Consider the following 22760-nt stretch of genomic DNA (forward strand, 5'->3'; position numbering starts at 1 on the left):
GCATGGGACACCGTGAGGATCTGCTCGAAGGCGCCAAGCGCTGCCTGCTGGAGAAGGGGTTCGCGCGGACGACGGCGCGCGACATCGTCAAGGAGTCGGGGACGAACCTGGCGTCGATCGGCTACCACTACGGCTCGAAGGGCGCGTTGCTGGCGCAGGCGTACGTGGCCCTGGTCGGAGACCTGTCCCAGGCCTTCGACGCGGAGGAGCCGGTGACGGGCGGCACCGAGCCCGGGTCGGTCGAACGGTTCCAGGAGGTGTGGGGGAACGTCATCGACACCATGCGGGAGCCCGGTTCGATGTGGCGGCTCAGCATGGAGATCATCGTCATGGGCGACCAACTGCCCGAAGTCCGGGACCACTTGGCGCTGGCGCAGCGGGAGTCCGGGCGGGGCCTCATCCCCATGTTCATGGGCGGCCGGGACGAGGACGTCACGGAACAGGAGGTGGACACCCTCGGCAAGTTCTTCGTGACCCTGATGACCGGGCTGATCGCCCAGTGGACCTTCGACCCGCCGAGCGCCCCCGAGGCCGACCAACTCGCCGAGGGGCTCCGCCGGGTGATGGCGGCCGCGGCGAAGCCCGGGGGCGCGGGAGCCGACGGGGCCTAGGCCCTGGCCCGCCTCAGGGCACCCGCTATGCCGCCGGCCACACCGTCATGTCCGCGGTGACAAAGCTGGCCTCGCTGTCCCCGAGCGCGGTCGACTTCACCTGGATCACCAGCAGGGCGATGTCCCCGGAGGGGTGCTTGACGCAGAACTCGCTGCCGGCCGCCGCCCCGGCGAGGGTGAAGCTGCGGCTCTCGGCGCCGGTGAGGGCGATACGGCATGTGGCGAGGGTGGCGCCCGGATCGGCGTACATCATCGTGATCACGCTGCTGTCGCTCTCCAGCGCGCAGCCGATCTCCTCGCAGGTGAAGCGGACGTCCCCCTCGCGGTTCTCGCGCGTGTCGCCCTTCTTGATGTCGAGGGAGTTCTTCTGGGTCAGGAACTGCTGGGGATAGGCGGTGGGCTGCGGTTCCCGGGGCGCGGTCGGGGAGGGGCTCGCTGTCTCCGATGTCCGGTCATCGGTCCCCGAGTCCGCCGCGTCCGCCCCTGAGTCGGCCGCGGATCCCGCCGAGGACTCCGACGGCCGTGCGGACGCGCCCGGACCGGCCGTCGAGGAGGAGGCCGTGTTCCGGTCGCGGTACCGGTCCACCCCTTCCTTGACCGTCCACGCCAGGCCCGTCAGCAGCAGCGCGCCCGCGGTCACGGCGACGGCCGTGATCAGCGCGGTGCGCCGGCGGCGGATCCGCCGCTTGGCCGGCCCCATCGGTCCGGCGGGCCTCGTGGACCCGGTCCACCCCGTCGGCCCCATCGGGTGCGGCGGCGCGAGCAACGGCGTCGTATGCACCGGGGTGGGGTGGGGGACCGGAGCCGGAACCATCACCTCCGGCCCGGTGACCTCCCGCCAGACCGCAGGCCCTCCGCCCGCGTCGGCGTCCCGGCCCAGACGCCGCCGGCACCACTCGACGACCTCCGTCAGGGTGGCCCGCTCCTCGGGGTCGGCGGCGAGGCACCGCGCGATCAGCGGACGGAGCTGCTCCGGCAGACGGGACAGCTCGGGTTCCGAGTGCACGATCCGGTACAGCACGCTGACCGAGGGGCCGTCCCCGTAGAGCGGCTCGCCCAGTGCCGCGAACGCCGCCGTCTGGCCCAGTGCGAACACGTCGGTCGCCGGCGTGACCTCACCCCCGGTCGCCTGCTCGGGAGCCATGAACTGGGGAGTGCCGACCGCCGTGCCCGTGGCGGTGTTCGAGGTGACGCCGGAGGCAAGCGAGATACCGAAGTCGATCACGCGGGGCCCGTCGGCGGCCAGCAGCACGTTCGACGGCTTCAGGTCGCGATGCACGATGCCCTCGTCGTGGATGGCCTGCAACGCCTCGGCCACCCCCGCCATCAGCCACAGCACCGCCGGCACCGGCAGCGGTCCGCGTCGGCCGACGGCCTCCGCCAGGGACGGGCCGGGTACGTACAGTGTGGCCAGCCAGGGCGGTACGCCGTCCGCGTCGGCGTCGATCACCTCGGCGGTGTACGCGCCCCGGACCCGCCGGGCCGCCTTGATCTCCCGGCCGAACCGCCGCCGGAAGGCCTGGTCGTCGGCCAGTTCCGGGCGCACCACCTTGATCGCCACCGGCCGGCCGCCCTGCGTGTGCGACAGATAGACCCGGCCCATGCCACCCGCGCCGAGCCGGGCGGCGAGGCGGTAGCCGGCCACCTGGGGCGGATCGTCCGCCTGTAACGGCTGGAACACCTCAGTCGCGTTGTTCAACGGTTCACGTCCCCCTGGTCCCCCTGATCCCCTGATCCCCCGGTCCGTCGGTCCGATGTGCTGACCAACTGCAGCAGCCTAAAGGTTGTTGTGTACCTGCTGTTCGGAGTGGGGCACGAGTGCGGTCCGCTGATCGGGGCGAAACCACCTAGGCCGGTACGAGCTTCCCCGCCCGCATCTCGATCGAACGGTCCGCGAAGTGGCGTACGACCGCACGGTCGTGGCAGATGAAGAGGTACGCCAGGTTCAGCTCGTCCTGGAGGTCGGCGAGCAGGTTGAGGACTCCGGCCCGGATGGACGGGTCGAGGGCGGACACCGGCTCGTCGAGGACCAGCAGCCGGGGCTCGGATGCCAACGCCCGGGCGATACCGGCCCGTTGACACTGCCCGCCGGACAGCTCGTGCGGGAAGCGGTCGCCGTAGGCCGGGTCCAGGCCGACCCGGTCCAGGAGCTCGGCGACGCGGGCGGGTCCCGTGGCGTCCCAGCGGTCCTGGACGCGCAGGGGTTCCGCCACCGCGTCCCGGATGCGGTGGCGGGGGCTGAGCGAGCCGTACGGATCCTGGAAGACGGGCTGCATACGGGGGCGGAGCGGGCGCAGCTCGCTCTCGGTGAGAGCCGTCAACTCGCGCCTCTCGAAACGGACTTCGCCCGACTCCGGGCGCCGCAGCTGGAGCACGGCGGCGACCGTGGAGGACTTGCCGCAGCCGGACGGGCCGTTCAGAGCCAGGGTCTCGCCCGCGTCCACCGTGAAGGACACCTGGTCGACAGCGGTGACCGTGCCGTAGCGGACGACCAGGTCGCGTACGTCGAGCAGGGGGTCGCTCTGGTTCATACGGGCTCCTGGAACAACTCGGCTACGGGATACGGGACGTCTTCCCATCGGTGGCAGGAGACCTCGTGATCGTCATCGGCGGTCGTCCACGGCCGCGGTTCCTCGTGACGGCAGCGGTCCTCGACGAGCGGGCAACGGGGCGCGAAGGCGCAGCCCGGCGGGAGGGCGTCGGGGGTGGGCGGGGAGCCGGGGATGGAGGGCAGCCGTCGTCGACGACGGCCGGCAGCGGGACGCGGATCGTCGCCGTCATGGCCGCGACCGTCGACACGGTCGTCCCCGCTGACGTCCTCCGGCGGCAACGACGCCAGCAACCCCGCCGTGTACGGCGCCCGGGGGCGCCCCAACACCCCTTTCGCCGGGCCCTGTTCGACCTGACGCCCGGCGTACATGACCAGGACGCGGTCGGCGTGCTCCCGGACGACGCCCAGGTCGTGGGTGACCAGCACGAGCGCGGCCCCGACCGCCTCGCGCTGCTCGCCGAGGACCCGGAGCACCTGTTCCTGGAGTTCCGCGTCCAGCGCGGTCGTCGGTTCGTCGGCGACGACGACGTCCGGCTCGTTGATCGTCGCCATGGCGATCACGGCTCGCTGGCGCATACCGCCGGAGTACTCGTGCGGATACGCCCGCGCCCTGCGTACGGCGTCGGGGATGCCCACCCGGTCGAGCGCGGCGACCGCACGGGCGCGGGCCTCCTTGCGTGAGACGCCCGCCACCGACCGTACGGCGGCGGCCAGTTGGTCGCCCACGGGGTGCACGGGGGAGAGGGCGGAGAGGGCGTCCTGGGGGACGAGGGCGATACGGCGGCCGCGCTGCGCGGCGATGTCCGTCTCACCCCGCAGCCGTACGGTCCCGCTCGTCGTCGCCCCCCTGGGCAGCATCCCGAGCAGCGCCCGGGCCGTGAGGGACTTGCCCGCGCCCGACTCGCCGACCAGGGCGAGCACTTCGCGCGGGCGGACGTCGAAGGACAGACCGCGCACGGCCTCCACCCCGTCGAACGCGATCCGCAGCTCGCGCACCGACAGCAGAACGTCGTCAGACGTCAACGGGGGCCTCCTTCACCACGGTCTGCCCGCTCTTCGAGCCCACGGGCCCCTTGGAACTCTGTGCACTCCGGCGGGTCTTCCGGCCACGCCGTCCCTCCGCGTACGTCGCTCCCGACACCGCCAGCCCGGCCAGCAGGGCCAGGGCGACCGCCGGCGCCAGGGCCGCCCACGGGGCGCGTTCCACGTAGGCGCGGGACTCGTCGAGGAGCAGCCCCCACTCGGGGGTGGGCGGTTGGGCGCCGAGGCCCAGGAAGCCGAGGGAGGCGAGGGCCAGGGCGATGCCCGGGAGACGGAGGACGGCGTGGCGGGCGACCGGGGCGGCGACGGACGGGAGGACGTGCCGGGTGAGGATCCACGACGGGCTCGCGCCGATGGCCCGTTGAGCGGTCAGGAACGTGGACGCACGGACCTCCTGGACCAGTGCCGCCGCGTGGGCGGCCAGGGCCGGCCAGGAGATCAGGGCCACGGCGAGGGCCGCGCCACCCGTGCCGGGCCCGGCCGCGGCGGCGACGAGGATGCCGACGATCACCGGGGGCAGCGCGTTGGCGATGTCCGCCGCGCCCTCGGCCACGCCCGGCAGGAAGCCGAGCGCCAGGGAGACGAGAAGGCTCAGCGCGCAGACCGCCGCGGCGGTGCCGACCGTGGAGGCCGCGCCGTGGCCGAGGCGGGCCAGCACGTCACGGCCGAGTCCGTCCGTGCCGAGCGGGTGCCCCCAGGACGGCGGGAGGAGACGGGAGGCGGTGTCCACGGTGTACGGGTCGCGCAGCAGGCCCCAGCCGATGGTGACGAGGAGGACGGCGGCCAGGACCAGCGGTATCGCCGGATGGGTGCGGACCGGGCGGGCCGGCGGGAGGCTGAGGCCGGCGTCGCGCAGGGCCGGCCCGAGGAGCCGGCGCCGGGCGAGCGCGGCCAGGGCGCCGGCGACCAGGCCCAGCGCGAGGAGGGCGAGGACCGAGCCCTGGAGGAGGGGCAGGTCCTGGGACTTGGCCGCGCCCAGTGCCGTACGACCGATGCCGGGCACCGCGAACACCGTCTCCACGGCGACCGCACCGCCTGTCAGGCCGACGGCGGCCATGCCGAACTGCGGTACCAGGGGCGGCAGTACGCGGCGCAGCGCGGCCGCCGAGACGCGGGCCCGGCTCACGCCCGCGCCGCGCCACAGCTCCACCCAGCGCTCGTCGAGCACGGCGGGCAGCGCGTCCGCGACCAGGCGGCCCAGCAGACCGCCGGCCGGGACGCCGAGGGCGATCGCGGGGAGGACCAGGTACTCGGGGCCGGCCCAGCCCGCCGTCGGCAGCCAGCCCAGCCAGACCCCGCACACCAGCAACGCCACCGTGGCCAGCAGGAACTCGGGCACGGCGGCGAGCATCGCGGCGAACGCGCCGGCCGAGCCCCGGCCCCGTACGAGCACCGGGGCGACCAGCGCGCAGGCCAGCAGCACCGCGACGGCGAAGGCGGCGCCCATCAGGCCGAGGGAGACCTGGAGGCCGGAGACCACCGAGGGGAGGACGTCGGTGCCCGACACCCATGATGTGCCGAGGTCGCCGCGCAGCAGCCCCGAGGCCCAACTCCCCAGCAGGGAAAGGGGACCGGCGCCCAGACCGAGGTCGTCACGGATCGCGGCCAGCGCCTCGGGCGTCGCCTCCTGCTCGGCCGACCGGGCGCGCAGCACGGTCAGCGCGGGATCGCGGCCGGACAGCCACGGCAGCAGACCGACGACGGTCAGGACGGCGACCAGACAGATGAAGCGGGTCGGCCCGGCCGGGCCGACCGACTTCCGCACGGATTTCCTCACCTGACGTAGGTGTCCGCCGTGACCAGCTCCCGCTCGCGCGGGTCGTGCGCCGCGTCCACCACGCCGGCCGCGTCGCCCTGGATCACCCGCTCGTGGAGCATCGGCACGGCCCCGTCGGTGGTGAGGACGGCGGCCTCGGCGTCGATGACGGCCTTGCGGCGGGCGTCACCGGCGGCCGTGTCGGAGGCCTTGTCGAGGGCCGTGTCGACGGTCTTGTCGGCGAGCTGGGAGAGGTTGAACGAGCCGTCGGAGGCGAAGTCGCTGTAGAGGTACGCGGCCGGGTCGCCGGAGTCGAGGACGGTCGCCCGGGAGAGGATGAACGCGTCGAACTCGCCCGCCAGCGCGTCGGATTCGATGTTGGCGTACTCGCGCACGTCGAGCTTCACCTTGAACCCGGCCTTCTGCAGCTGCTGTTGCAGCGTGGCCGCGACCTCGGGCAGCTCGGCGCGGTCGGTGAAGGTACCGATGGTGATGGTCTTGCCGTCCGGGTCACCGGCCTCGGCGCGCTTCACCGTCGACCGCAGTTCGGCGGCCCAGGGGAGCGCGGGGCCCAGCAGACCCTCGGCGACATCCGCCCGCCCCTCGTACACACCCTCGACGATCGACTTCGCGTCGATGGCCTCACGGGCGGCGGCGCGCAGGGAGGCGTCCTTGAAGACGCCCTTCTCGGTGTTGAGGTAGAGGGTGTTGGTGCGGGGCATCGGGACCTCGGTGATCAGGTCCTGGTCGAGCACGGCCGCCTGCGACACCGGGATCGCCTCGACGATGTCGGCCTCGCCGCTGCGCAGGGAGGCCGCGCGGGCGGTGCCGTCCGGCACGAACTTCACATCGATGCCGGGGGCCTTGGCCTTGTCGCCCCAGTAGTCGTCGTAGCGGTCGAGGGCGGCGGAGGCGGTGCCGTCGACCTTGGTCAGCTCGAAGGGGCCGGTGCCCGCGCCGACCGGGTTCACCGTCTTCCCCTCGTACGCCTTCGCGGCGAGGATCGCCAGCTGGGGCGAGCTGAGGCGCTGCGGGACCAGCGGGTCCTCGGTGCCCGTGGTGACGGTGACGGTGTCGCCGTCGGCCTTCGCGGTCAGCTCCACGCCGTCGAGGATGCGGGGCTTGGGGGAGGCGGTGGCCGCCTCGGTGAGGGAGTTGACGACGGCTTCACCCGTCAGCTTCGTACCGTCGTGGAAGGTCACACCGTCCCGGATCGTGAACGTCCACGACTTGCCCGACTGCTTCCACTTGGTGGCCAGCGCGGGCTGCGCGTCGCCCTCCGCGTTCAGCCTCACCAGGGTCTCGGCGGTCGACCAGCGCGACAGCTTGAACGCGTCGTCGGACAGCGGCGACAGGGCCGAGCGGGGCGGCAGCATCATCGCGATCCGTATCCGCTTGCCCTCGCTCCCGGTCTCCTCGGATCCCGTCGACGAGAAGCAGCCCGTGAGCAGGGCGGAGGCCGCGGTGGTGACCGCGGTGAGGGGGACGAAACGGGCCGGGAGGCGCACGGGACACTCCGAGTAAAGGCGTGGTCAAAGATGGAACGCGCATGACCGTAGCACGATGACAATCATTTTCAGAAGCGTGGTTTTCGGCCGCTCGTGGCCGGTCAGGGCAAGGGCTGTCACGGCAAGTACCCGCTCCCGTACAGTCCGTGGTGCCAGTGCTCCGACAGGGCAGCGAAGCCCAACGGCCGACCAGGAGAAGGAACATGGACCCCGAAGCCGGTCTCGGCGCCCTCCCGTACGTTCCCGGAACGGGGCGGCCGGTCCCCGAAGCCGAGCCCGGACTGGTGAAGCGGTGGCATGCGGGGGGAGGCGAACTGATCGAGCTGCTGTCCCAGGTGCGCGAACAGCTCGGCGGCGTCGCGGCGTTCCGCCTCGGGCCGGCGCCCACCGTTCTCGTCACCGACCCGCAGGCGGTCCAGCATGTACTCGCCCGGCAGCCGGAGCGGTACGTCAAGCGCTCGCACCGCGCCCGTCTGCTGATCGGCGACGGCGTCCTCGCCGCCACCGGTGAGGCGTGGAAACGGCAACGCCGTCTGTTGCGCTCCCAGTTCACCGGCACCGGGATGCGCCGCTACGAACAGCGGATCACGGAGGCCGCCCGGACGACCGCCGGGCGTTGGAGGGGGTACGCCCGTACCGGGCAGACCCTCGATGTCGGGCAGGAGATGCGCCGGTTCGCCCTGGACACCATCTGGCGCTCTCTCACCGGACACCCCCTCGATGACGAGACCGAGCGCGAACTGGCGGCCGTCGAAGCCGTGGCGACGGTCCTTCCGACTCTCCCCGTCGACGCCATCGATGCCCGGGATGCCGTCGCCGCCGATCTCGCCCGGATCGACGCGGTCGCCCGGCACGCCATCGAGGCCGCCCGCGGCGGGGAGGCCGGCCCCGACGGCCCGGGCCTGCTGCACGTCCTGACCGACGCCGCCACCGAGCGCCCCGAGTACACCGACCAGCTGATCCGCGACGAGTTCGTCACCCTGCTCGCGGCCGGGCACGAGACCACCGCCACCACTCTGACCTGGCTCTACCTGCTCCTCGACCAGCACCCCGCCGCCCGCGAAGAGGCGCTCGCCGCCGGCGGCGAAGGCTCGGCCGGGCGCCGCCAGGCCATCCAGGCGCTGGTCCAGGAGACGCTCCGGCTCTACCCGTCCGCCTGGATCCTGCCCCGCCACGCCATCGAGGACGACACTCTCGCCGGCTACACCGTCAAGGCGGGCACCGACATCCTGGTCTGCCCGTACCTCACCCACCGCGATCCCGAACTGTGGCCGGCCCCGGAGCACTTCGACCTCCGGCGCTTCCGTGTCCCGGACGGTCGCCCCACCCACCCGGGCGCCTACTTCCCCTTCGGTATCGGCCCCCGCGCCTGCCTCGGCCTGCAGTTCGCGCTCCGCGAATCGACCGTCCTGCTCGAACACCTCCTGCCGGCCCACACCCCGGCCTTCTCCACCCCTCCCACGAGGGCGGTGTACGGCATCACCGTCCGCCCCGACGGGCCCACCCCGGCGACCTTGGCACCGCCGGCCGGCTGAGGGGGAACGACCTGCGGTTTCACTCCCCCTCACCGTCCTTCCCGTCCGAGAACGCGAGGGAGTGGAGAAAGCCGAGGACCGGTTTCAGCCACTCCTCCGGGCGCTCGACCATGACCACGTGGTCGCTGTCGATCTCCGTGTACCGCGCGCCCCGGATGCCGGCCGCGAAGTCACGGGAGCCGCTGGGCGGGACCACGCTGTCGGCGGTCGTCGCGACGACCAGCGTGGGCACGGCGACCTCGGCCAGGTCACCGGTGATGTCGAGGGAGGGGACCAGATCGATGTGAGGGCGGAGAGCGGGAGGCTCCTCGGCGCGCCAACCGGGAAGGAGGCCGAGCAGGTGGTCGTCGGGCCGGGCGAACCCGGCGGTCAGCACGAGCGCGGTCACCCGCTCGGGATGGCGTACGGCGGCGCGCACCGCCACCAGCGTGCCGAGCGAGAAGCCGAGCACCGCGAACCGTCCGACGCCGTGCCGCACGGCGCAGTCGACGACCGCGTCCGTGAGTTCGTCGAGTTCCAGTGGGGCGTCGGCGACGGGGGTCGCACCCGAGCCGGGGTAGTCCGGGGCGACGACGGTGTGGGCGGCGGCGAGGGCGGGCAGCACCGGTGCGAAGTTGTCTTCGATGCTGCCGGTGGCGCCATGTGCCAGCAGCAGTCCTGGGCCGGTGCCCGTGACGGTGGTGGCGAGGGAGGGGAATGAATCGCGCATGCCTCGTACGTTGACCCATCACACCGGTGTGAAGGTCAAGTCCCGGGCGTGGTGAGGAGAATCAGTGCGGATAGGCGAGCTGTCACGGCGGACCGGAGTCCCGGCCCGGCTGCTGCGGTACTACGACGAGCAGGGCCTGCTCCGCCCCGACCGCGACAGCAGCGGATACCGCGTGTACGCACCCGACGCCCCGTACGTCGTCGCCCGCATCCGGGGCATGCTGGCGGCCGGGCTGACCACCGACTCCATCCGCGAGATGCTGCCGTGTGCCGACGGCGAAGGGCCGGGGATCGAGCCCTGCCCGGAGGTGCTGCGCACGATGACCACACACCTGGAACGGATGGACGCGGACATCGCGGAACTCAGCCGCCGCCGGGCCGCGCTGGCCGAGTTCCGTGACGCGACCGAGGCGCGGCAGGTGCGGGCGCGCGCTCGCTGAAGGGGTGAGCGCGCGCCCTATCGCCGCGACCGGGTCCCGATCTCCGCGAGGCGGGAGAGGACGGGGAGGGCCCCGGCGATCGCCCGTCGTTCCTCGGGCGTCAGCTGGGCGATCAGCGGGAGCAGATGACGGGCCCGGTCGTCGTGCCGGGCCTGGCCGATCTGTCGGCCGCCTTCGGTGATGTGGATGAGGACGGCGCGTCCGTCCGTCGGGTCGGGGCGGCGTTCCACGAGTCCGTCGCGCTCGAGCCTGGTGACCAACTGGGTGAGCCCTGGCTGGCTGATCTGCTCGGTCTTGGCGAGTTCGGTCAGCCGCTTCGGACCGCTGTGGGCCAGCGTGTCCAGCACCGACAGCGTCGTGAACGACAGCTTCCGCAACGTGGGGAGCCGGATGTAGAAGCGATTGAAGTTCTCGATCGTCTTGGTGAGGACGTCAACGTCCAAGTCGTCTTCTGTGCTGCCGTGCGGAGAATCGGTCACCCTTGAAATGTATCGCAGACTTATATAATGTCCTAATGAATCGCTCCCCGGCGCGCTGCGGCGGTGTGTGAGCCGCATCGCACCTGGGCGCAATGGCGCGTGAACGTCACTCATGGCGCAAGGTGAGGAACACATCTATGACAGTGCGTATCGGCGTCAACGGGTTCGGGCGGATCGGCCGCAACGTCTTCCGTGCGGCGGCCGCGCGGGATTCCGAGCTGGAGATCGTCGCCGTCAACGACCTCGGTGACGTCGCAACGATGGCCCACCTCCTGGCCTACGACTCGATCCTGGGCCGCTTCCCCGCGGAGATCGCCGCTGAGCCGGGTGCGATCCGTGTGGGCGACCGGACGGTCAAGGTCCTTGCCGAGCGCGACCCCGGTGCCTTGCCCTGGGGCGACCTGGGAGTGGACGTCGTGATCGAGTCCACGGGCGTCTTCACCGACGCCGCCCGGGCGCGCGCGCACGTCGAAGGCGGCGCGAAGAAGGTCATCATCGCCGCCCCGGCGAGCGGGGAGGACATCACGCTCGTCCTCGGCGTCAACGATGACGCCTACGACCCGGAGCGTCACACGATCATCTCCAACGCCTCCTGCACCACCAACTGCCTTGCGGTGCTGGCCAAGGTGCTGCACGAGGCCGTGGGCATCGATGCCGGCATGATGACCACCGTCCACGCCTACACCCAGGACCAGAACCTCCAGGACGCCCCCCACACGGACCTGCGCCGCGCTCGCGCGGCGGGCCTCAACATCGTGCCGACCTCCAGCGGAGCCGCCAAGGCCATCGGCCTGGTGCTCCCGGAACTGGCCGGCCGTCTGGACGCCTTCGCCCTGCGGGTGCCCGTGCCCACCGGCTCCGTCACGGACCTGACGGTCACCCCCGGCCGGAGCACCACCGTGCAGGAGGTGAAGGAGGCGTACGAGGCGGCCGCGGCCGGGCCGTACAAGGGTCTTCTCTCGTACACCGAGGCGCCCATCGTCAGCAGCGACATCGTCGGCGACCCCGCCTCCTGCGTCTTCGACGCCGAGCTGACCCGCGTGACCGGGTCGCAGGTGAAGGTCGTCGGCTGGTACGACAACGAGTGGGGTTACTCCAACCGTCTCATCGACCTGGCCCTGCTGGTCGGCGCCTCCCTGTGACGCGGCGTCCCGGCTGACCGGCGGCCCTGGCGGCAGCGCCGCCTCGCACCACACGGTCAGAGCCGTGCCCCCTTCAGCGCCATGTGCAGCAGCAGCCGGTCCTCGCCGTCGTCCAGGTCCAGGCCCGTGAGCTGTTCGACGCGGGAGAGGCGGTAGTAGAGGGTCTGGCGGTGGATGCCCAGTTCGGCGGCGGTGCGGCCGGCTTGGCCGGCGCAGTCGAGGAACACCTCGGCGGTGTGGGCGAGTTCGTGGTGGGTGGGGGTCAGGAGGGTGCGGACGGAGGGGTCCTGGGGGGTGTCGCGGGGGAGAGCGGTCAGGAGACGGTACGGGCCGATGGAACGCCACTCGGCGACCGGGCCCAGGCGGGGCTCCGCCAGCACCGCTCGGGCCGCCGCCGAGGCCTCGCGCCAGGCGGTGCCCAGTTCGGCGAGGCCGGTGCGGGCGCCCGCGACGCCGGCCGCCGCGTGGGTTCCCGCGCGCTCCAGGAGCCGGGCGGCGGCCGCGAGCGCCGGCGCCGGAACGTCCGCCGAACGGAGCCGTACCAGCAGGGCCAGACGCTGGCCCGCCGCACCCCACGGCACCGTGCACAGCGCGGTCGCCCCCGGCACCGTACGGAAGGACGGGGCTTCGTCCGGGTCGGCGGACGGCCAGGGGGCCACGCACACCATCGTGTGGACGCCGTCGCCGCGCGGGCCGAGGGCTGTGCGCAGCTCCGCGACCGCCATGTCGCGCTCCCAGCCGGGCTCGGCGGTGAGGACCGCGCGCAGCTCCCGGGTGAGATCGGCCCCGGCCTGGGCCTCGTCCGCCAGGAGGGCGCCGATACGGGAGGCGACGGCCATGGCGGCGGACAGCTGGACGTCGGTGGGGGCCGGCTCGCCGTCCAGCAGCCAGACGTAGCCGAGGACGACACCCCGATGGCGTACGGGGAGACAGATGCGGCCGCGCAGGACCCCCGCCTCGGGGGTGGGCGGGATCCGCACCGGGGCCGTCGCCCGGGTGATGCCGAAGCCCTCGAACCACTCCCGCACCGCCGCCGTCGAGCGGCGGGTCAGGATCGAGCGGGTGCGGACCGGGTCCAGGGCCGACGGATCGAGGTCGTCCTCGCTGTCGTACGTGCCGAAGGCGATCAGCTCGAAGTCGCGGTTCTCCAGCGTCGCCGGGGCACCGAGCAGCTCCGAGATCTCATCGACGAGCTCCTGGTAGTCACCCTTGAATTCCGACGTCACCTGGGCATTCTGCCGCATTTTCCATGGGCCTTCATACATCTGTCTGAGATCTGGGGCACGGATGCGTGACAGCTGTCGATGGCCGACGATCCGAGGGATCCTTAGGTTTCACGGTGGTTCTATCTGCTGGTTTGTGGAGGTGCCCCGTGCTGGGTCCCGTGATTCTCGCCGCGTCGCGCAGCGACCGGATGCGACGCCTGATCTCGGCGGCGCCCGTGACCAGGCAGGTCGTCGACCGCTTCATCCCCGGCGAACGGGTCGACGACATCGTGCCGGTCATCCGGGACCTCACCGACCGGGGCCTCGAAGTGACGATGGACGTCGTCGGCGAGGACATCACCCGCCCCGAGCAGGCCGCCGCCGCCCGCGACGCCTACCTGGAGCTGATCGACCGCCTGAAGGAGCTGGAGCTCGGCGACCGCGCCGAGATGTCCGTCAAGCTCTCCCTCTTCGGGCAAGCCCTCCCGGGCGGCCACGAGCTGGCCCTCGCCAACGTCCGCCCCGTCGTCGAGGCCGCCGCCGCGATCGGTACGACGGTCACGCTCGACGCGGAGGACCACACCACCCTCGACTCGATGTTCGCCATCCACGACGAGCTGCGCCGGGACTTCCCGCAGACCGGCTGCGTCATCCAGGCCTACCTCTTCCGCACCGAGGCCGACGCCCGCCGCCTCGCCGCGAACGGCAGCCGCGTACGGCTGGTCAAGGGCGCCTACAAGGAGCCCGCCGACGTCGCGTTCCAGCAGAAGACCGAGATCGACAAGGCCTACGTCCGCGTCCTGAAGATCCTCATGGCGGGAGAGGGGTACCCGATGATCGGGTCCCACGACCCGCGCCTCATCTCCATCACCCAGGAACTCGCCCGCCGGGCCGGGCGCAAGCTCGACGAGTACGAGTTCCAGATGCTGTACGGCATCCGCACCGAGGAACATCTCCGGCTCGCCGCCGAGGGACACCGGATGCGCGTCTACACCGCGTACGGCACCGACTGGTACGGCTATTTCATGCGCCGCCTGGCGGAAAAGCCGGCGAACCTGCGCTTCTTCGTCCGCTCGATGGTCAGCAAGGGCTGAGCCCGAAACCGCCCGCTCAAGACACCGCTCACGTCAAGGAGTTACAGAAACCATGGACGCTGTGACCCAGGTTCCCACCCCCGTCAACGAGCCGGTGCACGGCTATGCCCCCGGCTCGCCCGAGCGCGCCCGGCTGGAGGCCAAGCTGAAGGAGCTGGCCGAGAACCCGGTCGACCTGCCGATGACGATCGGCGGCGAGAAGCGGATGGGTGGCGGCGACCGTTTCGACGTGGTGCAGCCGCACAACCACAAGGCCCGCCTCGGCACGTACGGCAACGCCACCCAGCAGGATGCCCAGGACGCCATCGACGCGGCGCTCGCCGCCGCGCCCGCCTGGCGCGCGATGTCCTTCGACGACCGCGCCGCGATCATCCTGCGCGCCGCCGAACTGCTCGCCGGCCCCTGGCGCGAGACGCTGGCCGCCTCCACGATGCTCGGCCAGTCGAAGACCGCCCAGCAGGCCGAGATCGACTGTCCCTGCGAGCTGATCGACTTCTGGCGCTTCAACGTCAAGTACGCCCGTGACCTGCTCGCCGAGCAGCCCCCGGCCAACTCCCCGGGCGTCTGGAACCGCCTCGACCACCGCCCGCTGGAAGGTTTCGTCTACGCGATCACGCCCTTCAACTTCAGCGCGATCGCGGGCAACCTCCCGACCGCCCCGGCCCTCATGGGCAATGTGGTGGTGTGGAAGCCGAGCCCGACCCAGACCCACGCCGCCGTGCTGCTCATGCGGTTGCTGGAGGAGGCGGGTCTGCCCAAGGGCGTCATCAACCTCGTCACCGGCGACGGCATCGAGGTGTCGAAGGTCGCCCTGGCCCACCGTGACCTCGCCGGCATCCACTTCACCGGCTCGACCAAGACCTTCCAGTACCTGTGGAAGACGGTCGGCGCCAACATCGAGAAGTACCGCTCCTACCCGCGCATCGTCGGTGAGACCGGCGGCAAGGACTTCGTGGTCGCCCACCCGAGCGCCGACCGTGCCGTGCTGAAGACGGCGCTCACCCGCGGCGCCTTCGAGTACCAGGGCCAGAAGTGCAGCGCGACCTCCCGGGCGTACATCCCGGCGTCGATCTGGAACTCCGGCTTCAAGGAGGAGTTCGCCGCCGAGGTCGAATACCTGACCATGGGCGACGTCACCGACCTCTCGAACTTCATCGGCGCCGTCATCGACGAACGCTCCTTCGCCAAGAACAAGGCCGCCATCGACCGCGCCAAGTCCGACCCCACCTGCACGATCGTCGCGGGCGGCTCCTACGACGACTCCGTGGGCTACTTCGTCCGCCCGACCGTCGTCGAGTGCACGGACCCGACGAACGAGGTCTTCACCACCGAGTACTTCGGCCCGTTCCTCGCGGTGCACGTCTACGAGGACGACCGGTACGAGGAGATGCTGACCCAGATGGAGTCGGTGTCCGACTACGCCCTCACGGGTTCGGTGATCTCGGGCGACCGCGCGGCGGCGGCGTACACGATGGAGAAGCTCCGCTACGCGGCCGGCAACTTCTACATCAACGACAAGTCCACCGGCGCCGTCGTCGGCCAGCAGCCCTTCGGCGGCGGCCGCGCCTCCGGCACCAACGACAAGGCCGGCGCCCCGCAGAACCTGATGCGCTGGACCCTGACCCGCGCCATCAAGGAGACCCTGGTCGCGCCGACCGACTACACGTACCCGCACATGGGCTGACGCCAGGGACCGACATCGCGCCCGGCACCTCCGTCGTGAGGGGCCGGGCGTCGCCGTGTTCGCGAAACCGCAGGTCAATGGGGTGTGACCCAGTCCACCGTCTCAGATAGTAGGAAGTCCGACTAATTGTGGAGACAGATGCGCCGGCCTCGCTTAGCTTTGTAGGAGCCGAACGTCTCGCTCGATCCAGCGAATGGCGGTCGTGAGCCGGAGCCCGAGGCAGGCAACCCCTGCGGCCCCGCTCCCCGCCCCATCCGGCGTCTCGCAACCCCCCCGTTTCCGTACTCCGGACTGCCTCGAAGGAGTCGATTCCCCATGGCCGAGACGACCGTCCGCCGCCGAGTCCGTCACGTTTCCCGCACGAGCGAGTCCGACCGCAAGAACGCCGCCGCCGCCCTCCAGCGCGCCCTCGACCGCAGGGACAACGGCGGTTCCACCGGGCACTGAGCGGCCCGAACACCCGGGTGCCGAACGGCCCGTGCAGGCGGGCGCTCGGCACCCCCATCAGCCGGGAGCCGCACCCCGCTCGGGGTGCGGTGCGGCCGTGGGCGGACGGCTCACGCGCCGCGCCGCACCTCGAAATGGTCGATCCGTGCCCCTGTCTGGGCCAGCGCCGACACGGTGAGCCGAGGCGTCGCGCCCGCCTCCACCTCCACCGACAGGAACGAGAAGCCGGTGTAGCGCACCCGCGACCACTCCACCGTCTCGGACTTCTTCTCCCGTTCCTCGGTCCAGTGGTACGACTCCACGGACTCGCGGTCGGGGGATTCTTCGAGGTGCCCCTCGTAGCTGTCCGCCACGCCGTCCGGGAACCCGTACAGCTCCTTGCCGGCCCCGCCCGCCGTGACGTACACGGTCCCGTCCCGTGTCGGGTCGGTCGACGCGCCCACCGGCACCCGCTTGCCCACCTCGCCGCCCTTGATGGCGTCGGTGCGCTCGTAGACGTGGTTGTGGCCGTTGATGACGAGGTCGACCTGGTGCTCGGTGAAGAGCGGCAGCCAGGCGTCGCGCAGACCGCCGTCCGAGGCGTGTGTGGACGTCGAGTACACGCAGTGGTGGAAGAAGACGACGATGAAGTCCACCGCGTCGGACGCCCGCAGTTCGCCGAGCCGCCGGTCCAGCCACTTCGTCTGCTTGCCGTCGGTGTAGCCGAGGTTGGCGGGGATCTCGTACGACACGTCGTTGGCGTCCAGCGACAGGACGCCGACGTTGCCGTAGACGAACGAGTACACGCCCGGCGCCTTGCGCGGGTCGAAGCCGTTGTCCGGCAGTGACCAGCGGGCGAGTTGGCCGCCGTAGCCGTCGGGGGAGTACCAGGCCTCCATGTCGTGGTTGCCGTAGGAGACCATCCAGGGCACCGACTTGGCGACCGACTCGGTCTGGGCGAGGAACTGGTCCCAGACACGGGCGTCGTAGACGTCGTCCTTCTCGCCGTGGCCGGTGGTGTCGGCGTAGCAGATGTCGCCGGCGTGGAGGTGGAAGGCCGGGTTCTGGCCGAGGATGACCTGGTCGTTGGCGAGGGCGTCGTAGCTGACGCCCTGGTCGCCGAAGGCGGTGAAGACGAAGGACTCGGCCTTGGCGGGGGCGGTGGTGAAGGTGCCCAGCGTCTCCAGCCGGTCGGCCGGGTCGAAGCCCTCGTGGCCGACGCCGTAGTAGTACGTCGTGCCGGGCTTGAGGCCGTCGAGGGCCGCGTGGACGTAGTACTGCTCGACCGCGGGCAGCCTCTTCGACAGGGACGGGGTGCGCAGGTCCCGTACCTCGGCCTCGATCTTGCGGCTCAGCTCCCACGGCTTCAGCCCGACCCGGACGTACGGCTTCTTCACGGCGAACGGGACCTGCCAGGAGATCCGCATCTGCGTCTTCGGGTCGGCGCCGAAGGCGAGCCGGCGGCCGAAGGGGACGACGACCGAGCCGTGGACCCTGCCGGTGGCGGTGGCCGGCGCGGGCGGGGACGACCGTTTCCTCGCCGGCTCGTCCTCGGACCCCGAGCAGCCGCCGACCAGCAGTCCGCTCGCCACCGCGCCCGCGGTCGCCAGCGTGCCGCGCCGGGAGAGCTTCGTGCGCAGGTACTCGTGCTGTTCCGGCATGCTGAGGCGGCGGGCGAGCTGTTCCGGGATGCCGAGGTTCGGGGTGTCCATGTCCGGCAACTTCCCAGCAGAGGCCAACTCCCGGCAAACATACGGGTGAACGCGGGTCAACGGATTGGCGCGGACGTCACCCTCCCGCGTCCATATAGCGGACCTGCGGTGTCATCCCGTGGGACAAGGAGTACGGTGCCGTCATGTCTCGCAGCCTCAATCTCGCAGTGATCCCCGGTGACGGCATCGGTCAGGAAGTCGTGGCCCAGGGGCTCAAGGTCCTCTCCGCCGTCCTTCCGCAGGATGTGAAGCTGGAGACCAAGGAGTACGACTTCGGTGCCAAGCGCTACCACGCCACCGGTGAGACCCTCACCGACGCCGACGTGGCCGCGCTCAAGCAGCACGACGCGATCCTGCTCGGCGCGATCGGCGACCCGAGCGTCCCCTCCGGGGTCCTGGAGCGCGGCTTCCTGCTGAAGCTCCGCTTCCTCTTCGACCACCACGTCAACCTGCGGCCGAGCAAGCTGCTGGCGGGTGTCGAGACTCCCCTCAAGGGCCAGCCCGAGATCGACTTCATCGTGGTCCGCGAGGGCACCGAGGGCCCGTACACGGGCAACGGCGGCACGATCCGCAAGGGCACCCCGCACGAGGTCGCCACCGAGGTCTCCGTGAACACGGCCTTCGGTGTCGAGCGCGTGGTCCGGGACGCCTTCGCCCGCGCGCAGGCCCGCCCCCGCAAGAAGCTCACTCTCGTCCACAAGAACAACGTGCTGGCCTTCGCCGGTCACCTGTGGACGAACATCTTCAACAAGGTGGCCGAGGAGTTCCCCGACGTCACCACCGACTACATCCACGTCGACGCGGCGACGATCTACCTCGTCACCGACCCGGCCCGCTTCGACGTGATCGTCACCGACAACCTCTTCGGCGACATCATCACCGACCTCGCCGCGGCAGTCTCCGGCGGCATCGGCGTCGCCGCCAGCGGGAACATCAACCCGTCCGGCGAGTTCCCCTCGATGTTCGAGCCCGTCCACGGCTCGGCCCCGGACATCGCCGGCCAGGGCAAGGCCGACCCCTCCGCCACGGTCCTGTCCGTCGCCCTGCTCCTGCGCCACCTCGGCTACGAGGCCGAGGCCGCGCGCATCGAGGAGGCCGTCTCCGCCGACCTCGCGGAGCGCGTCGGCAAGCCCGCCCGCACGACGGACGAGATCGGCGACGCCCTCGCCGTACGAGTAGCCGGCTGACCCGCCGCGCTCCTCGAAGCCTTTCGAAGCCGCCGGGTCGCATCAGCACCCGGCGGCTTCCGCATGTCCCCGCCGGGTGTCACCATCATCCCTGGGCCGCACATCACACCGTGTTCGTCCACGGTCATCCACGTTTCGTCCACGCCCCGCCCCGGGCGATAATCGAACGAGGTGCCGCGGAATGAGGGAATGCTCGGACGTCCTAACACTGGCCACTGGCCGTACGGATGTGAGCGCGGCCCGTCACACACAACCGGTGAAGGACAACCACTCATGACGACGCCCACGATCGAGCTGAAGCCGTCCGCCCACCCGCTCTCCGACGCGGAGCGCGAGGCGGTCCTGGCCAACCCCGGCTTCGGCCGCCACTTCACCGACCACATGGTGACGGTCAAGTGGACTGAGGGCCGGGGCTGGCACGACGGCCAGCTCGTGCCGTACGGCCCGCTCTCCCTCGACCCCGCGAACATGACCCTGCACTACGCGCAGGAGATCTTCGAGGGGCTGAAGGCGTACCGGCGGCCCGACGGCTCCGTCGCCACCTTCCGCCCGGAGATGAACGCCAAGCGCTTCCAGCGGTCCGCCAAGCGACTCGCCATGCCCGAGCTGCCGGTGGAGACGTTCATCGAGGCATGTGACGTCCTGGTCCAGCAGGACAAGGCGTGGGTGCCCGCGCACGGCGGCGAGGAGTCCCTCTACCTGCGCCCGTTCATGATCGCCACCGAGGTCGGCCTGGGCGTCAAGCCGGCCAACGAGTACCTCTTCCTGGTCATCGCCTCCCCGGCCGGCGCCTACTTCCCCGGCGGCGTGAAGCCCGTCTCCATCTGGGTCTCCGAGGAGCACGTCCGCGCGGTGCCGGGTGGCATGGGCGACGCCAAGACCGGCGGCAACTACGCGGCCTCCCTGCTCGCCCAGGCCGAGGCGGCGGCCGAGGGCTGCGCCCAGGTCTGCTACCTCGACGCGGTCGAGCGCAAGTGGGTCGAGGAACTCGGCGGCATGAACCTGTACTTCGTGTACGGCGACCGCATCGTCACCCCCACCCTCACCGGCTCGATCCTGGAGGGCGTCACCCGCGACTCCCTGCTGACGGTCGCCGCCGACCTCGGCTACACCGCCGAGGAGGGCCGCATCTCCATCGACCAGTGGCAGACCGACTCCGAGAGCGGCGCTCTCACCGAGGTCTTCGCCTGCGGCACCGCCGCCGTCATCACCCCCGTCGGCACGGTCAAGCGCACGGGCGCCGCCTGGCAGCAGTCCGGCGGCGAGCCGGGCCCCGTCACCCTCAAGCTCCGCGAGGCCCTGCTGAACATCCAGCGCGGCACGGTGGAGGACAAGCACGGCTGGATGCACGAGCTGGGCTGACGCCCACCACCGGTCCACCCCGGGGCCGCCGCGGACGATGTGTCCGCGGCGGCCCTTGTGCGGCTCACCCCCACCTGAGGTGACCGTGGGGTGATCAGCGCGCTGTTCGCATCCTGAGACGGACGGTGAGCACGGGGACGGTCTGTGCCAGACTGCCGCCGTGCTCTCGTTCGCCATGATTATTGGCAGCAGGCGCGCCGGTCCGCAGTGACCGCCACGTACGACCAGGTACGGGCGGACACCGTCGTTCTCGACCCGCGCGCAGACCTCTCGCACCCGCGAGGGGTTTTTCGCATTTCTGGCCCACCTACAGCCGGGAGCGCAGCGCGAGGGATCATTGGAGGACGGTGGAGCCGGTCATTCCGGTACAGACCGAGATCCAACACAGGAGCCTTGAGACCATGACGGAAACCAGCGAACTCGACGACTCGTTCCACGTCTTCGACACCACCCTGCGCGACGGCGCCCAGCGTGAGGGCATCAACCTCACTGTCGCGGACAAGCTGGCCATCGCACGGCACCTGGACGACTTCGGCGTCGGCTTCATCGAAGGCGGCTGGCCCGGTGCGAACCCGAGGGACACCGAGTTCTTCGCCCGCGCCCGGAAAGAGATCGATTTCAAACACGCGCAGCTGGTCGCCTTCGGCGCCACCCGCCGCGCGGGCGGCAAGGCGAGCGAGGACCCGCAGGTCAAGGCGCTGCTCGACTCGGGTGCCCCGGTCATCACCCTCGTCGCCAAGTCCCACGACCGGCATGTGGAACTGGCGCTGCGCACCACCCTCGACGAGAACCTGGAGATGGTCCGCGACACCGTCTCCCACCTCCGCGCGCAGGGCCGCCGGGTCTTCGTCGACTGCGAGCACTTCTTCGACGGCTACCGCGCCAACCCCGAGTACGCCAAGTCCGTCGTCCGTGCTGCCTCCGAGGCCGGCGCCGACGTCGTGATCCTCTGTGACACGAACGGCGGCATGCTCCCCGCCCAGGTCCAGGCCGTCGTCGCCACCGTCCTCGCCGACACCGGCGCCCGGCTCGGCATGCACGCCCAGGACGACACGGGCTGCGCGGTCGCCAACACCCTGGCCGCCGTCGACGCCGGCGCGACCCATGTCCAGTGCACCGCCAACGGCTACGGCGAGCGCGTCGGCAACTCCAACCTCTTCCCGGTCGTCGCCGCACTGGAGCTGAAGTACGGCAAGAAGGTCCTCCCCGACGGCGCCCTGCGCGAGATGACCCGCATCTCCCACGCCATCGCCGAGGTCGTCAACCTCACCCCCTCCACGCACCAGCCGTACGTCGGTGTCTCCGCCTTCGCGCACAAGGCCGGCCTGCACGCCTCCGCGATCAAGGTCGACCCGGACCTGTACCAGCACATCGACCCGGAGCAGGTCGGCAACACCATGCGGATGCTGGTCTCCGACATGGCGGGCCGCGCCTCCATCGAGCTCAAGGGCAAGGAGCTGGGCGTCGACCTCGGCGACGACCGCGAACTGGTCGGCCGGGTCGTCGAGCGGGTCAAGGAGCGCGAGCTCAGGGGCTACACGTACGAGGCGGCCGACGCGAGCTTCGAGATCCTGCTGCGCGACGAGGTCGCAGGCAAGCCCCGGCGCTACTTCCGCACGGAGTCCTGGCGGGCCATCGTCGAGGACCGCCCCGACGGCAGCCACGCCAACGAGGCCACCGTCAAGCTGTGGGCCAAGAGCGAGCGCATCGTCGCCACGGCCGAGGGCAACGGCCCGGTCAACGCGCTCGACCGCGCCATGCGAGTCGCCCTGGAGAAGATCTACCCCCAGCTCGCCAAGCTGGAGCTGGTCGACTACAAGGTCCGCATCCTGGAGGGCAAGCACGGCACCAACTCCACGACCCGTGTCCTCATCTCCACGTCCGACGGCAAGGGGGAGTGGTCCACGGTCGGCGTCGCGGAGAACGTGATCGCGGCGTCGTGGCAGGCGCTGGAGGACGCGTACACGTACGGGCTGCTGCGCGCGGGGGTCGAGCCGGCGGAGTAGTTGTCGGGCGGGGGCGCGGGAGAGCTCGGGTGGCGGGGGTGCGTCGGCGGCTGCGGCTTCGTCGTGGTTGCTCGCGCAGTTCCCCGCGCCCCTAAGAGACACGGCCCTGCTTTTTCAGGGACGCGGGGAACTGCGCGACCAGCCCCCACTCACCCGCAGCCGACAACGCATCCCCCGTCGCCCCCATCCTCCTGTCGCACTCCGTGACCCGCACCCCTCCCGAACGGTTGTACAGGCGTCTTGACGTCTACCCAGGTCGACAGTTGACTCCCACCAAGTCACAAAAGGGAAGCGGGAGTTCAGCGCGGCGACT

General features: G+C 71.2%; 19 protein-coding genes. 10 read left to right on the top strand and 9 right to left on the bottom strand.

Annotated elements, in window-relative coordinates:
* Positions 1-2: 2 nt before the first annotated feature.
* Positions 3-611: a TetR/AcrR family transcriptional regulator gene (locus tag JIX55_RS35305; RefSeq protein ID WP_257567286.1), complete on the top strand. Its 609-nt coding sequence runs from the start codon at positions 3-5 to the stop codon at positions 609-611.
* A 25-nt stretch (positions 612-636) separates the two neighbouring features.
* Here the strand turns inward: JIX55_RS35305 and JIX55_RS35310 are convergent, their stop codons facing one another.
* The 5 genes from JIX55_RS35310 to JIX55_RS35330 form a co-directional block, all read right to left on the bottom strand.
* Positions 637-2310 carry a serine/threonine-protein kinase gene (locus JIX55_RS35310; protein WP_257567287.1) on the bottom strand — a complete coding sequence of 558 codons (1674 nt, stop codon included), beginning with the start codon at positions 2308-2310 and terminating at the stop codon, positions 637-639.
* Positions 2311-2458: 148 nt separating this feature from the next.
* Complete coding sequence (locus tag JIX55_RS35315; protein WP_257567288.1) at positions 2459-3142, bottom strand: ATP-binding cassette domain-containing protein; 684 nt, start codon at positions 3140-3142, stop codon at positions 2459-2461.
* Entirely contained in the window at positions 3139-4185 is a 1047-nt protein-coding gene (locus JIX55_RS35320; RefSeq protein WP_257567289.1) for an ABC transporter ATP-binding protein, read from the bottom strand. Before JIX55_RS35320 ends, JIX55_RS35315 begins: the two co-directional genes overlap by 4 nt.
* Complete coding sequence (locus tag JIX55_RS35325) at positions 4175-5968, bottom strand: ABC transporter permease subunit (RefSeq protein ID WP_443046603.1); 1794 nt, start codon at positions 5966-5968, stop codon at positions 4175-4177. The genes JIX55_RS35320 and JIX55_RS35325 overlap by 11 nt, the downstream gene beginning before the upstream one ends.
* A gap of 8 nt (positions 5969-5976) precedes the next feature.
* Positions 5977-7467: an ABC transporter substrate-binding protein gene (locus JIX55_RS35330; protein WP_257567291.1), complete on the bottom strand. Its 1491-nt coding sequence runs from the start codon at positions 7465-7467 to the stop codon at positions 5977-5979.
* Positions 7468-7670: 203 nt separating this feature from the next.
* Here JIX55_RS35330 and JIX55_RS35335 point away from each other — a divergent pair, with 203 nt between their 5' ends.
* On the top strand, positions 7671-9002 hold the full coding sequence (locus JIX55_RS35335) for a cytochrome P450 (protein ID WP_257567292.1): 1332 nt from the start codon (positions 7671-7673) through the stop codon (positions 9000-9002).
* A gap of 19 nt (positions 9003-9021) precedes the next feature.
* Here the strand turns inward: JIX55_RS35335 and JIX55_RS35340 are convergent, their stop codons facing one another.
* Positions 9022-9711 carry an alpha/beta fold hydrolase gene (locus JIX55_RS35340; RefSeq protein WP_257567293.1) on the bottom strand — a complete coding sequence of 230 codons (690 nt, stop codon included), beginning with the start codon at positions 9709-9711 and terminating at the stop codon, positions 9022-9024.
* Positions 9712-9775: 64 nt separating this feature from the next.
* Between JIX55_RS35340 and JIX55_RS35345 the strand changes: the two genes are divergently transcribed.
* The gene (locus JIX55_RS35345; protein WP_257567294.1) at positions 9776-10150 is read left to right on the top strand and encodes a MerR family transcriptional regulator; all 375 of its coding nucleotides are present in this window, start codon (positions 9776-9778) and stop codon (positions 10148-10150) included.
* A gap of 17 nt (positions 10151-10167) precedes the next feature.
* Here JIX55_RS35345 and JIX55_RS35350 read toward each other — a convergent pair whose 3' ends face one another.
* A complete protein-coding gene (locus tag JIX55_RS35350) occupies positions 10168-10629 on the bottom strand; it encodes a MarR family winged helix-turn-helix transcriptional regulator (protein WP_257567295.1) in 462 nt (153 codons plus the stop codon).
* Positions 10630-10766: 137 nt separating this feature from the next.
* Here JIX55_RS35350 and gap point away from each other — a divergent pair, with 137 nt between their 5' ends.
* Complete coding sequence (gene gap / locus JIX55_RS35355; protein ID WP_257567296.1) at positions 10767-11771, top strand: type I glyceraldehyde-3-phosphate dehydrogenase; 1005 nt, start codon at positions 10767-10769, stop codon at positions 11769-11771.
* A gap of 56 nt (positions 11772-11827) precedes the next feature.
* Here gap and JIX55_RS35360 read toward each other — a convergent pair whose 3' ends face one another.
* Entirely contained in the window at positions 11828-13015 is a 1188-nt protein-coding gene (locus JIX55_RS35360) for a PucR family transcriptional regulator (RefSeq protein WP_443046604.1), read from the bottom strand.
* 128 nt (positions 13016-13143) lie between these two features.
* On the opposite strand from JIX55_RS35360, the gene JIX55_RS35365 reads away from it, so the two are divergent.
* From JIX55_RS35365 to JIX55_RS35375, 3 genes are all read left to right on the top strand, one after another.
* Positions 13144-14070 carry a proline dehydrogenase family protein gene (locus JIX55_RS35365; RefSeq protein ID WP_257567298.1) on the top strand — a complete coding sequence of 309 codons (927 nt, stop codon included), beginning with the start codon at positions 13144-13146 and terminating at the stop codon, positions 14068-14070.
* 52 nt (positions 14071-14122) lie between these two features.
* Positions 14123-15754 carry an L-glutamate gamma-semialdehyde dehydrogenase gene (gene pruA / locus JIX55_RS35370; RefSeq protein WP_257567299.1) on the top strand — a complete coding sequence of 544 codons (1632 nt, stop codon included), beginning with the start codon at positions 14123-14125 and terminating at the stop codon, positions 15752-15754.
* Between the two features lie 315 nt (positions 15755-16069).
* A complete protein-coding gene (locus JIX55_RS35375; protein WP_010048656.1) occupies positions 16070-16201 on the top strand; it encodes a hypothetical protein in 132 nt (43 codons plus the stop codon).
* A 110-nt stretch (positions 16202-16311) separates the two neighbouring features.
* Here JIX55_RS35375 and JIX55_RS35380 read toward each other — a convergent pair whose 3' ends face one another.
* A complete protein-coding gene (locus JIX55_RS35380) occupies positions 16312-17892 on the bottom strand; it encodes a purple acid phosphatase family protein (protein WP_257567300.1) in 1581 nt (526 codons plus the stop codon).
* Between the two features lie 143 nt (positions 17893-18035).
* Here JIX55_RS35380 and JIX55_RS35385 point away from each other — a divergent pair, with 143 nt between their 5' ends.
* From JIX55_RS35385 to cimA, 3 genes are all read left to right on the top strand, one after another.
* Complete coding sequence (locus tag JIX55_RS35385) at positions 18036-19079, top strand: 3-isopropylmalate dehydrogenase (protein WP_257567301.1); 1044 nt, start codon at positions 18036-18038, stop codon at positions 19077-19079.
* A 273-nt stretch (positions 19080-19352) separates the two neighbouring features.
* The gene (locus JIX55_RS35390) at positions 19353-20441 is read left to right on the top strand and encodes a branched-chain amino acid aminotransferase (protein WP_257567302.1); all 1089 of its coding nucleotides are present in this window, start codon (positions 19353-19355) and stop codon (positions 20439-20441) included.
* 401 nt (positions 20442-20842) lie between these two features.
* Complete coding sequence (gene cimA, locus JIX55_RS35395) at positions 20843-22447, top strand: citramalate synthase (RefSeq protein ID WP_257567303.1); 1605 nt, start codon at positions 20843-20845, stop codon at positions 22445-22447.
* Positions 22448-22760: the final 313 nt, after the last annotated feature.

It is taken from the genome of Streptomyces sp. DSM 40750 (genome assembly GCF_024612035.1).
Lineage (GTDB): Bacteria > Actinomycetota > Actinomycetes > Streptomycetales > Streptomycetaceae > Streptomyces.